Source organism: Altererythrobacter sp. GH1-8 (assembly GCF_043702085.1).
GTDB lineage: Bacteria > Pseudomonadota > Alphaproteobacteria > Sphingomonadales > Sphingomonadaceae > Erythrobacter.
Genome location: NZ_CP171690.1, coordinates 2,093,849 through 2,105,515, shown reverse-complemented (window position 1 = coordinate 2,105,515; position 11,667 = coordinate 2,093,849). Strand labels below are relative to the sequence as shown.

Here is an 11,667-nt window from a genome sequence, read left to right as displayed (position 1 = left end):
CGGCCGATGGACGATACACCTGAATACATGAAAGGCCCGGAAACCAGGCCGTGGGTGATCCGTGCGGGCACCAAGCTGCGTAAGTATATCGACCGGCTGAGCACAGCGAGCTCGAAGATCCCGGTTGAGCCCGTCCTTGATGAGAAACACTTTCCCTGGACAAAGCTGCTAGCGGAGAATTGGGAGGTTATCGCAGAGGAAGCAGCGGCGATCATCCGCTATCGCGACGCAATTCCACCGCTGCGCGAGCTTTCGCCAGACCATCGCAACACCGGGCGCGATGGCAAATGGCGGTCGTTCTTCCTCGTCGGATACGGCTTTGAAGTACCGGAGAATTGTGCCCGCGCGCCGCGTACAGCCGAACTCGTCAAACAAGTGCCTGACCTTAACTCCGCCTTTTTCTCGATCATTGATGCTGGCGGAATGATCCCGCGTCATCGCGGCGTCTCGCGCGGCCTGATTACCTGCCATCTGGGGGTGAGCGTCCCGCGAGATCACGAGAACTGCTGGATCGAAGTCGAAGATGAGAAGCGCTGCTGGCGCAATGGCGAATGGATCGTGTTCGACGATTGCTTCGAACATGAGGTCGCCAACGATACCCCCGACCCGCGGGTCATTTTGCTGGTTCAGGTCAAGCGGCCAATGCGCCAGCCCGGCCGCCTGGTGCATGATTTGTGGTTGGGCGCTATCCGAAAATCACCTTTTGTGACTGATGCCCGCAAGAACTTCGACAAATGGGAAGAAACGTTCCGAATCGCGGAGGCAAATGAACCTGCTGGCTCAAACTAACGCACCCGCCGTCTAGTGCCTGCAAGGCCGAGCCATTCGAATGCGCATGGCAAAGCGCCGTGAAACTTGGCAGAAACACAGCAATGACTAAGAAAACCGTCGCCATGTTGACCGCAGGCGGGCTCGCTCCGTGTCTGTCTTCCGCAGTTGGAGGGCTGATCGAGCGATATACCGAAGTCGCGCCAGACATACGGATCATCGGATACCGCAACGGTTATGCGGGTCTTCTCAAGGGCGAATATGTCGAAGTGACCGTTAAGGTGCGCGAGACCGCTGGACGCTTGCACGCCTTCGGTGGCAGCCCGATTGGCAACAGCCGGGTCAAGCTCACCAATGTCGAGGATTGCGTAAAGCGCGGACTCGTCAGAGAGGGCGAAAACCCATTGCAAGTCGCGGCCGAACAACTGGCCCGCGACGGGGTCGATATTCTGCATACTATTGGTGGGGATGACACCAACACGGCAGCCGCCTGCCTCGCTGCCTATCTGCAGGAGAATGACTACGATCTGACCGTTGTCGGCCTGCCCAAGACAATAGACAACGACGTGATCCCGATCCGCCAGTCGCTGGGCGCGTGGACCGCAGCGGAACAAGGTGCGGTCTATGCCCGCAACATTATCGCCGAGCATTCCGCCAATCCGCGCATGCTGATCGTGCATGAAGTGATGGGACGACAATGCGGCTGGCTTGCCGCCGCGACCGCGGATGCGCACCATCGCTGGGTCAAGAGCGCGCCTTTCGCGGAATGGCCGGAGAACGCAGCCGCGCGCTGGGACGTGCACGGGGTCTATGTGCCCGAGCGCCCGTTCGAGATCGCGCGTGAAGCTGAGCGTCTCAGCGCGGTGATGGACGAGCAGGACGGTGTGAACCTGTTCATCTCCGAAGGCGCTGGGCTGATCGAGATCGTCGCCGCGATGGAAGCCGCTGGCGAAGAAGTCCCACGAGACCCGTTCGGTCATGTGAAGCTCGACACAATCAATCCGGGGCAATGGTTCGCCAAACGCTTTGCAAAAGAACTGGGCCCAGAGAAAGTGCTGGTCCAGAAAAGCGGCTATTTCTCTCGCTCAGCTCCTGCCAACGCCGCTGATCTCGAGCTGATCAGGCAGTGCACGAATTTGGCCGTTGCTGCGGCCCTGCGCGGACAATCGGGCGTGATCGGCGAGGACGAGGAGCACGCCAATGCCATGCGCGCGATTGAGTTTGATCGGATCAAGGGCGGCAAGGCTTTCGATCCATCGACGCCATGGTTTACTGAGTTACTAAACGACCTCGGGCAGGCGTGAGGCGGCCGGGTTAGCTCGCTCCGATATCGAGGAAGCTCGGCTTCGGTCCGTTCCATTCGCCTGCTTGCACCGGTTCATCGTCCTCGTCGCGGCGGCGTGAGCTGCTCTTGCGTTCTGGCTTCTCTGGCTTCGCGTCCCGAGCCTTGCGGGGTGCGCGCTTGGGCTTGTCAGACTTCGTGTCTGGCTCACCCTCAACCTCACTCTTGCGTGTCTTTGGCTTCTCAGGCTTGTCTTCGGACTTGCTCCGGGACTTCTCGGGTTCTTCCGCCAGTTCGACCCGCACGTCTTCCTTGCCGAATACCTTGATCGCGCTGCCGGTCAGCTTCTCGACATTGGCAATCGCCTCGGCATCTTCCTTGGCAACGAAGGTGAAGGCGCGGCCCTTGGCCCCTGCCCTGCCCGTCCGTCCGATCCGGTGGACATAGTCATCCGGGTGCCACGGCGTGTCGAAATTGAAGACGTGGGAGACGCCCTTGATGTCGAGCCCGCGTGCGGCGACATCCGATGCGACGAGGATATTCACCTCACCCGCCTTGAAACGATCGAGTTCCTTGATCCGGCTCGACTGGTCCATGTCGCCATGGATCTCGCTGCTGGCAAAGCCATGGCGCTGTAGGCTCTTGTTGAGTTCGCGCACGGTCGTCTTGCGGTTGGCAAAGATGATCGCGGTCTCGACCTGATCGTGCCGCAACAGCCAGCGCAAGGTCTCGCGCTTCTTGCGGCTTTCGACCGGGATCTTGAACGTGGTGATATCCTTGTTGGTGGACGCCGCCCGGCTCACTTCAATCCGCTTCGGATTGCTCAGGAACTTCTTTGTCAGTTTTTCGATTGGCGGCGGCATAGTGGCCGAGAACAGCATTGTCTGCCTTGTGGCAGGAAGCTTGTCGCAGATGAACTCGATATCGGGGATGAAGCCCATGTCGAGCATCCGGTCGGCTTCGTCGATCACCAGCAGCTCGCACCCATTAAGCAGGATCTTGCCCCGCTCGAACAGGTCCATCAGCCGACCCGGCGTTGCGATGAGAACATCCACGCCTTCATCGAGCGCCTTCAATTGATCACCCATCTGCACACCGCCGATCAGCAACGCCATCTTGAGATCGTGGTTCTTGCCATATTTCTCGAAATTTTCCGCGACCTGGGCAGCGAGCTCGCGGGTCGGCTCCAGGATCAGCGAACGCGGCATCAAAGCCCGCCTGCGGCCTGCAGCCATGACGTCAATCATGGGGAGGACAAAGCTGGCGGTCTTTCCCGTGCCGGTCTGCGCGATCCCGATCAGGTCCCGCATCATCAGGATGGCCGGAATGGCCTGCGCCTGGATGTCAGTCGGCGTGGTATATCCAGCGGCTTCCACCGCTTGCAGCAATTCGTCAGAGAGGCCGAGATCGGCAAAAGTCATAGGCTAATCAAATTGTCCGGATGTCAGGCGTAGCAGGACGCCGTCACAAATGCGCCGGAAGCCCCGGCAAGCTGAGCGCGCCATTCGCTGAAAAGGAGCTGAAAGTCAAGTTTGTGCGCCGCAGCACGGGCGCGGCTGGCGCGGATCAGGTGTCGACCGGAACCAGCCTGCGCATCCGGGTGAGTTCGCAATTGGGACCCGAACGTGACTGGAGCTTGTCCCGCGCCACACACAATTTCCCGTCTTCATTCCGCTCAACATAGAAGCCGGAGTAAAAATCGCGCGCACGACAGGACTTGTCCAGCTGTGCGCTTATCATGGTCCGATCGTCCATGTAGAGGACGAGCCGATTGCCGCTCCCTGGCTGGACACCCGAAATATCCTTGAGCGCAATGCAATCATCCATCTTGCGCTCTTCAAAGCGTTGCGGAGCACGCGGTTGGGTTTGCTCAGCCATGAGATTGCTGCGCGGGGCACGGGCGGCGGGTGAGATGCGGATGACAACGCGCTGCTCAATCCGCACCTGGTGCTGGACCTGAGGCAGATAGAGCGCCTCAAGCCGATCGCCTTCCTCGCTCAACTGTTCGGATTTGGTAAGGGGCCTGAATTGCGGATCAAGCTGGACCGGGGCATCGAGAATATCTGGAACTGCTGGTGCAGGCGCATTGGCCGCCAGCAGCGGCAATGCAAGCGCAACCGATCCAGACCAGGCAAGCAGCGAATTCATCAAAGCCCTCATAAACCGGTTCTTGGACCAGTTTTCTTTCTACCCGTCATAGGGACAGGAATTGAATGCCGCCTTAATCAACCAGATAGTTTCTGGAAGTCTGATCGGCCTATGGTTGTGCTGGAACCTCTCCGAGGTGCATGGCATAGCCACCGACGCATGATCGATTCCTCCAAATTTACCTCGCAAGCACGCGAATTGCTCGGAGATCGCGGCTTTACCTGCGATCCTGACCTGCTTGATCCCTGGCTGACGGACTGGCGTGGCCGCTTCACTGGCAAGGCGCTGGGCCTCGCTTCGCCCGCGTCGACCAAAGAGGTCTCGCAATTCATCAAGCTTTGCGCACGGCATGGCGTTCCGATTGTACCGCAGGGCGGCAATAGCGGAATGGTCGGTGGAGCGACCCCGGACAGCGCCGGAAACTCTGTGCTGTTATCGCTGAGGCGGATGAACACAGTGCGAAGTTTTGACGTTACTGCAAGGCAGATCACGGTCGATGCAGGGCTTGTTTTGCAAAACCTGCATGACATCGTTGAGGCGGAAGGGCTGCGTTTTCCGCTGACGCTTGGCGGCAAGGGTTCAGCCACTATCGGCGGGCTGATCTCAACCAATGCCGGAGGAACTCAGGTGCTCCGCCACGGAACCATGCGCGCGCAGGTGCTGGGAGTTGAAGCCGTACTTGCTGACGGCCAGATATTTGACTCGCTTACCCCTCTCAAGAAGGACAACCGGGGGTTCGATCTGAAACAGCTGCTGATTGGCTCGGAAGGAACGCTGGGCATCGTGACCGGAGCGACCTTGCGTCTGTTGCCGGCCATCAAGGATCGAGTTGTCGCCTGGATCGGATTGCCTTCGGTCCATGCCGCGCGGGCGCTTTTGCTCAAGCTGGAAAGCGCGATGCCGGAAGAGCTGGAAGGGTTCGAAGTCATGCCCGCGCATTGCCTCGAAAGCGTGCTCAAACACCTTCCAGATGCACGCAGCCCGCTGACAGGTGCGCATGCCTGGTACACCTTGAGTGAGCTTGTGATTACCGCCGGACAGACAGAACAAGTGCGCGAGAAGCTCGAAGAGCAGCTGGCCGAAGAACTAGACTCCGGGGGAATCGAGGATGCTGTCATTGCGTCCAACGAGAAGCAGGCCGAGGACTTCTGGCTGTTGCGCGATTCTGTTGCACCGGCTGAGAAGGAAATCGGGCCTGCAGTGCAGCATGATATTTCCGTTCCGGTCGACACAATGCCCGACTTCATTGAAACGGCAGGTCCAGCAGTGGAGGCACGGTTCCCCGGCACCCGCAGTGTCTCTTTCGGACATTTGGGCGACGGCAACGTCCACTTTCACGTACTGGCCCCGCAAGGCGCGGTGCGCGGCGAATGGGAACTGAACGAAGGCAAGGCGATCAGCTCCTATGTCTATGACCTCACTGCACAATGGGGAGGCTCGATCAGTGCGGAGCATGGCATCGGGCAGATGAAGATCGGTGAGCTTGCCCGCCTTAACGATCCTGTTGCGCTCCACCTCATGCGCAGCGTCAAACATGCGTTGGACCCCGCTGGCTTGCTCAATCCGGGAAAGCTGATCGCCGTTGGCGGCGATGACTTGCCTAGCGCGCTGTGAACGCCTAAAGCGCCTGCGACTTTTGGTCTGGAGGCGGTGCCCGCGCATCGCAACGTATTTTTTCAGCCACTCAGGCTCACCCTAAACGGAGAGAATTCATGGCCAGCGCGCCGCAGATGAACTTGCCCCTTTTCTATAAAGACCTGCTCCCACTCAACAGCCGCGATCACAAGGCCTGGAAGAGCAAGACCTTCGACAATGCTAGCTTTGTGGGTGAGACCCACGCCATCCCGCTGACGATTGATGAATTCATCGATGCCCAGCGCACTTATCCGATCGTCTTTACAGCTGGTGAAAACCCGCTCCCGATCGCGTTGATGGGGATGAACGAAGGCGTCAATGTCTTCATCGACAGCGAAGGCAAGTTCACGGAGCAGGTTTATATTCCTGCCTATGCTCGCCGCTACCCGTTCATTCTCGCCCGTCTGCGTCCTGATAGCGACGAGATGTCACTCTGCTTCGACCCATCCGCTGAAGTGGTGGGCGACTTCAAGGACGGCCAGGAGCTGTTCGACGGCGAAGGCAAGCCGACCGACTACACCAAGGGCGTGCTCGATTTTTGCCAGAAGTTCGAAGAAGCCGGTCAGCGCACCAAGGCATTCATGGATGAACTCGAGAAGCGGGGACTCCTGATGGATGGTGAGATCGCGATCACCCAGAACAGTGATCCGGACAAGCCCTTCGTCTATCGCGGATTCCGCATGGTCGATGAGAAGAAGATTGCCGAACTGAGCGACGAACAGGTTGTTGAGCTCCAGAAGAACGGGATGCTTGTGCTCATCTATGCGCATTTGTTCTCGCTGAACCTGATGCGCACGATCTTCGGCCGCCAGGTCCAGCAGGGCAAGATACCGCAACCGGTGATGCAGGCACCTGGGGCGGACCAGCCGGCAAATTAAGCAAGCTATTCACGCGAATCTAAGGGACTTGAAAGGTTCACATTCGCTGACTAACTTAGAGGAGTTCGGACTGGCCTCCCTCATAGCTGGTCTGAATTGTGCGCCCTCGGGCGCATATCCTCCCTGAACCTTGGCCACCTCGTGCAGTGCACGAGGTGGTTTTTTATTGTTTTCAAGAACCTATTGCGGAATTCCTCGCACGATTTGCGAGCTGTGAACACCTGGAAGGCTACTCCGCTGCCTGAGCGAAGAAGCCCGATCTTCCCATGACCGCGACCTCCTCTCCCAGTTGCAGCGCCAATTCGCCGACCAGGCGGCCGATCGCCGCAAGATTCTCGTTCGGCTGATCAAGTTCGGGATCCAGGTAGATGGAACGGCAGATTTCAAGCTGAAGAGCATGGATTCCGTGCCTTGGGAGCCCATGGGCGGAAAGAACATGTCCGCCTGAATAGGGCCGGTTGTACGCCACAAGTCGCCCGCGGGATTGGAGGAACTCCTGCCCCTTCAGCACGATTTTCGGATCGCAAGACGCTCCAAAGCGGTCACCGATCACAAATTCCGCGCCGCGTGCTGCCTCATCGCGGGCACGCAAGGGCGGCATCGAATGAAGATCAATCAGAAGCGCAGCGCCCCATTGGTCGCGAATCTGCGCCAATCTTTTCCCGAGAGCCTGATGATACGGTCGGTGGATCGCTTCAATGCGACTATCAAGCTGTTCCTGCGTGAGGTGCTCTCGCCAGATTTCACCATGGCCGAGCAATCGCCGTGGAACTAGGCCAAGGCCGCTGCGAGCCCGTCTGTTTTCCAGTGAGTTCTGGGGTTTACCGTTCTTTCGTCCGGAAACCATGGTCCAATCGACATCTTCGCACGAACGGTTGAGATCAATCATCGCACGTGGCGCATGGGCGACCAGCAGGCTCGCCTTGACCCACCGCATCGCTTCAAGGGCGACCGCGTCAACATAGCGGTCCTCGAGCCGCTTCATGACAACCTGCGGATCCCTCATCTGCGCGAGCAGTTCGCCCGTGTAAGCTCTGCCGGCATGAGGAACCGCTATCAGAACCGGCAAGGCGTCATCCCCGGGCTCTGACATGGTAAACGGAACCAGCTTGCTCAGTGGAGTAAGTGGCGTTGGTGCAGCCCGGATTGGCGGCGAATCATCAGGTTCGTACAGTGGAGTCACTAATAAGATAGGCTGCCAATAGCTTAGCCCTGTGTCAAAGTAGGTCGCGTTGATATCGGAGGAGGATTTTTTAATCACTTGCGTGTACCGCGCCGAACATGACTGAGCAAAAGAAGCCCCGAATCCTCCTCGCAGAAGATGAAGAGGCAATGCGCATCTACCTTGAGCGTGCCTTGGTTAATGCGGGATATGAAGTGGTTACCGTGGATCGTGGTACTGCTGCGGTTCCGCTGCTGGAGGAGCAGGAATTCGATCTGCTGCTGTCTGACATCGTTATGCCGGAAATGGATGGAATCGAACTGGCGCAGCATTGTGCCGACGTGAGTCCACAGACAAAAGTGATGTTCATTACGGGATTTGCTGCGGTCTCGCTGCGAGCAAGCAGGGAACAGCCTCATGCAAAGGTCCTGTCAAAGCCTTTTCACCTGCGCGATCTGGTGCTGGAAGTGGAACGGGTCTTTGCAGAGCAGCAAGGCCTTTCGACGGTCGGCTAGGCGCCGCACGGGCTGAAACAATTACCCGCATTCGCCGCGAATCGCTTGCACCCTCCAGAGACCTTGGCTAGAGGCCGCATCCGATGCTGAGGACTCAGCGGCAGTTCCGATGGTTCGGGCGTATAGCTCAGTGGTAGAGCACTGTGTTGACATCGCAGGGGTCGGAAGTTCAACTCTTCCTACGCCCACCATCGAAACCCCTTGAAAGGCCCGCCAGCGATGGCGGGTCTTTTCGTTTTTGCCGCGCCTCGGTTGCTTCGGCTGATTGGCTTGCTTGCGCCTGCGCGCTCCTCTGCTAAAGCCCCCCAACAGGATTCTCCTAAGGTCGAACTTCAGCACACACTCATAGGGCAAACATGCAGAAAATTCAGGTGAAGAACCCCGTCGTCGAGCTCGATGGCGACGAAATGACGAGGATTATTTGGCAGTGGATCCGAGAGCGATTGATCCTGCCCTATCTCGACATTGATCTGAAGTATTATGACCTGTCGATCGAAAAGCGCGACGAGACCGACGACCAGATTACCGTCGATGCCGCCAATGCAATCAAGCAATATGGTGTTGGCGTAAAGTGTGCCACCATTACCCCGGACGAAGCGCGGGTCGAGGAATTTGACCTCAAGAAGATGTGGCGCTCGCCCAATGGCACGATCCGCAACATCCTGGGCGGTGTTGTCTTCCGCGAACCCATCGTGATCGACAATGTACCACGTCTGGTTCCCGGATGGACTGACCCGATCGTGGTCGGTCGCCACGCATTCGGTGACCAGTACCGCGCAACCGACACGTTGATCCCTGGCCCCGGCAAGCTGCGCCTCGTGTTCGATGGTGAGAATGGTGAAACGCTTGATCTCGATGTGTATGAGTTCAAGTCTGCGGGGGTCGCTATGGCGATGTACAACCTCGATGACAGTATTCGCGATTTTGCGCGCGCAAGCTTCAATTACGGCCTCAATCTTGGTTGGCCTGTCTACCTGTCGACCAAGAACACGATCTTGAAGGCCTATGACGGGCGTTTCAAGGACCTGTTCCAGGAAGTGTTCGACACTGAAGGTTTTGCCGAACAGTTCAAGGAAAAGGGCATTGTCTACGAACACCGCCTGATTGACGACATGGTTGCCAGCGCGCTCAAGTGGAACGGCAAGTTTGTCTGGGCGTGCAAGAACTATGACGGTGACGTTCAGTCCGATACGGTCGCTCAAGGCTTCGGCTCGCTCGGCCTGATGACTTCGGTGCTGATGACCCCGGACGGCAAGACCGTCGAAGCGGAAGCTGCGCACGGAACCGTGACCCGCCACTATCGCCAGCACCAGCAGGGCAAGGCGACCAGTACCAACCCGATCGCATCGATCTTCGCATGGACGCGCGGCCTGATGTATCGCGGCAAGTTCGACAATACGCCCGATGTCGTGCGCTTTGCTGAAACGCTGGAGCGGGTCTGCATTGAAACCGTTGAGAAAGGCCAGATGACCAAGGATCTCGCTTTGCTGATCGGTCCAAACCAGAACTGGCTGACCACGGAGCAATTCTTCGAGGCGATCGTCACCAATCTCGAAGCGGAAATGCAGAACTGGTCATAAGACGGATGGCGAAACGACCCTCCGCGCGCACGTCAGGCGAGAAGCTCGGCAAAGCACGGCTGGTTGTCCGCCAGGCCTTGATCAAGGATGTCCGCGGGATCGCGGCGCTAGTAGAACGCGCCTATGACGATCTGCCTGCTTACAAGCAGAGCGAGATACGCGGACAGATCAACAACTTCCCTCAAGGCTGCTTTGTTGCGCTGCTCGATGACAAGATCGTGGGGTATTGCGCGTCAATGCAATTGCCCGAACCGGTCGTCTTTGCAGAGCACGACTGGGACGAGATTTCCGGCAATGGCTACGGCAGCCGCCATGACCCGACTGGTGATTGGCTGTACGGTTACGAGATGTGCGTCGACCCGAAGGTTCGCGGTGTGCGCATCGGACGCCGCTTGTACGAGGAGCGTCGCGCACTCGCCGAGGAACGCGATCTGACGGGAATCGTCTTCGGCGGGCGGATGCCGGGCTTTGCCCGCGCAAAGCGCCGCAAGACCAATCGCACTGAAACTCCGCAAAAGTATCTCGATATGGTCCTGGCAGGCAAGATTCACGATCCTGTCCTGCGCTTCCAGCTCGCCAACGGCTTCGAACCGAAGCGGATCATGACGAATTACCTGCCTGAGGACAAACGCTCCGGCGGCCATGCAGTCATGATGGTCTGGCGTAATCCCTATGTCGATCGCGATCAGCCTGTGAAGAAGCGCTTGCCGCGCGGGGTTGAGGCGGTGCGCGTTGCAACCTGCCAATTGCAGGCGCGCGCCGTGAAGGACTATGATGAATTCCTCGCCGCAATCGAGTATTTCGTCGATGTCGCAAGCGATTACGAAGCGGACTTCATTGTATTCCCCGAGCTCTTTACGCTGGTGCTGCTGAGTTTCGAGGAGAAGGAACTGTCTCCGCTCGAAGCGATCGAGCGCTTGAGTGAATATACGCCGCGTATCCGTGCGGACATCTCCGAATTTGCGCTCCGTTACAATATCAACATCATCGCGGGATCGCATCCCACCCGGATGGAAGATGGCGACATTCATAACATTGCCTACGTCTGCCTGCGCGATGGTTCCGTGCACGAGCAGGAGAAGATCCACCCTACGCCCAACGAACGCTATTGGTGGAATATCAAAGGCGGCGATGCGATCGATGTAATCCAGACCGATTGCGGACCGATTGGTGTGCAGATCTGCTATGACAGCGAGTTCCCGGAACTCAGCCGCAAGCTCGCGGATGAAGGGGCGCGGATCATTTTTGTGCCGTTCTGCACGGATAGCCGCCAGGGCTATTTGCGGGTGCGCTATTGCGCGCAGGCCCGGGCGATTGAAAACCAGTGCTTTATGGTGCTCTCCGGCAATGTCGGAAACCTGCCGAATGTCGCCAACATGGACATCCAGTATGCGCAAAGCTGTATCCTGACGCCCTGTGATTTCCCCTTCGCGCGTGACGGGATTGCAGCAGAGGCCAGCGAGAATGTTGAGACGCTCACCATCAGCGATATCAACCTTGCGGATCTGAGCTGGGCCCGTGCGGAAGGTACCGTGCGCAATCTCGCTGATCGCCGGTTCGATCTATACCGGATCGAATGGGACGATGCGGCAAGCCATCCGGGCAAGACCAGACCTCGTGCAAAACCTCTGGGCGGTTCGACTGCAGGTGGTGGCTGAGGCTTTGCGCAAATCGGCGACATAATGACTGACAGACCCGC

The 11,667-nt window shown here is 58.1% G+C and carries 10 protein-coding genes and 1 tRNA gene; 8 read left to right on the top strand and 3 right to left on the bottom strand.

Annotation, left to right across the window (positions count from 1 at the left end; translation table 11 throughout):
* Positions 1–6: 6 nt before the first annotated feature.
* The gene (locus ACG9DO_RS10240) at positions 7–789 is read left to right on the top strand and encodes an aspartyl/asparaginyl beta-hydroxylase domain-containing protein (protein ID WP_394727564.1); all 783 of its coding nucleotides are present in this window, start codon (positions 7–9) and stop codon (positions 787–789) included.
* Between the two features lie 83 nt (positions 790–872).
* On the top strand, positions 873–2,072 hold the full coding sequence (locus ACG9DO_RS10235; RefSeq protein ID WP_394727562.1) for a pyrophosphate--fructose-6-phosphate 1-phosphotransferase: 1,200 nt from the start codon (positions 873–875) through the stop codon (positions 2,070–2,072).
* Positions 2,073–2,082: 10 nt separating this feature from the next.
* Here ACG9DO_RS10235 and ACG9DO_RS10230 read toward each other — a convergent pair whose 3' ends face one another.
* The gene (locus ACG9DO_RS10230) at positions 2,083–3,471 is read right to left on the bottom strand and encodes a DEAD/DEAH box helicase (protein WP_394727560.1); all 1,389 of its coding nucleotides are present in this window, start codon (positions 3,469–3,471) and stop codon (positions 2,083–2,085) included.
* A gap of 145 nt (positions 3,472–3,616) precedes the next feature.
* Positions 3,617–4,198 carry a hypothetical protein gene (locus tag ACG9DO_RS10225; protein WP_394727558.1) on the bottom strand — a complete coding sequence of 194 codons (582 nt, stop codon included), beginning with the start codon at positions 4,196–4,198 and terminating at the stop codon, positions 3,617–3,619.
* Positions 4,199–4,357: 159 nt separating this feature from the next.
* Here ACG9DO_RS10225 and ACG9DO_RS10220 point away from each other — a divergent pair, with 159 nt between their 5' ends.
* Both ACG9DO_RS10220 and ACG9DO_RS10215 read left to right on the top strand, forming a co-directional pair.
* Positions 4,358–5,812, top strand: a complete 1,455-nt coding sequence (locus ACG9DO_RS10220; RefSeq protein WP_394727556.1) for an FAD-binding oxidoreductase — start codon at positions 4,358–4,360, stop codon at positions 5,810–5,812.
* A 98-nt stretch (positions 5,813–5,910) separates the two neighbouring features.
* Positions 5,911–6,711, top strand: coding sequence for a SapC family protein (locus tag ACG9DO_RS10215; RefSeq protein ID WP_394727554.1), 801 nt, complete (start codon positions 5,911–5,913; stop codon positions 6,709–6,711).
* Positions 6,712–6,940: 229 nt separating this feature from the next.
* Here ACG9DO_RS10215 and ACG9DO_RS10210 read toward each other — a convergent pair whose 3' ends face one another.
* On the bottom strand, positions 6,941–7,894 hold the full coding sequence (locus tag ACG9DO_RS10210) for an N-formylglutamate amidohydrolase (protein WP_394727552.1): 954 nt from the start codon (positions 7,892–7,894) through the stop codon (positions 6,941–6,943).
* 98 nt (positions 7,895–7,992) lie between these two features.
* On the opposite strand from ACG9DO_RS10210, the gene cpdR reads away from it, so the two are divergent.
* The 4 genes from cpdR to ACG9DO_RS10190 all read left to right on the top strand — a co-directional run bounded on the left by cpdR (position 7,993) and on the right by ACG9DO_RS10190 (position 11,626).
* On the top strand, positions 7,993–8,388 hold the full coding sequence (cpdR, locus tag ACG9DO_RS10205) for a cell cycle two-component system response regulator CpdR (protein ID WP_394727550.1): 396 nt from the start codon (positions 7,993–7,995) through the stop codon (positions 8,386–8,388).
* Between the two features lie 116 nt (positions 8,389–8,504).
* Positions 8,505–8,579: transfer RNA gene (locus ACG9DO_RS10200), tRNA-Val, on the top strand.
* Between the two features lie 165 nt (positions 8,580–8,744).
* The gene (locus ACG9DO_RS10195; protein ID WP_394727548.1) at positions 8,745–9,968 is read left to right on the top strand and encodes an NADP-dependent isocitrate dehydrogenase; all 1,224 of its coding nucleotides are present in this window, start codon (positions 8,745–8,747) and stop codon (positions 9,966–9,968) included.
* A 5-nt stretch (positions 9,969–9,973) separates the two neighbouring features.
* A complete protein-coding gene (locus tag ACG9DO_RS10190) occupies positions 9,974–11,626 on the top strand; it encodes a GNAT family N-acetyltransferase (RefSeq protein WP_394727546.1) in 1,653 nt (550 codons plus the stop codon).
* Positions 11,627–11,667: the final 41 nt, after the last annotated feature.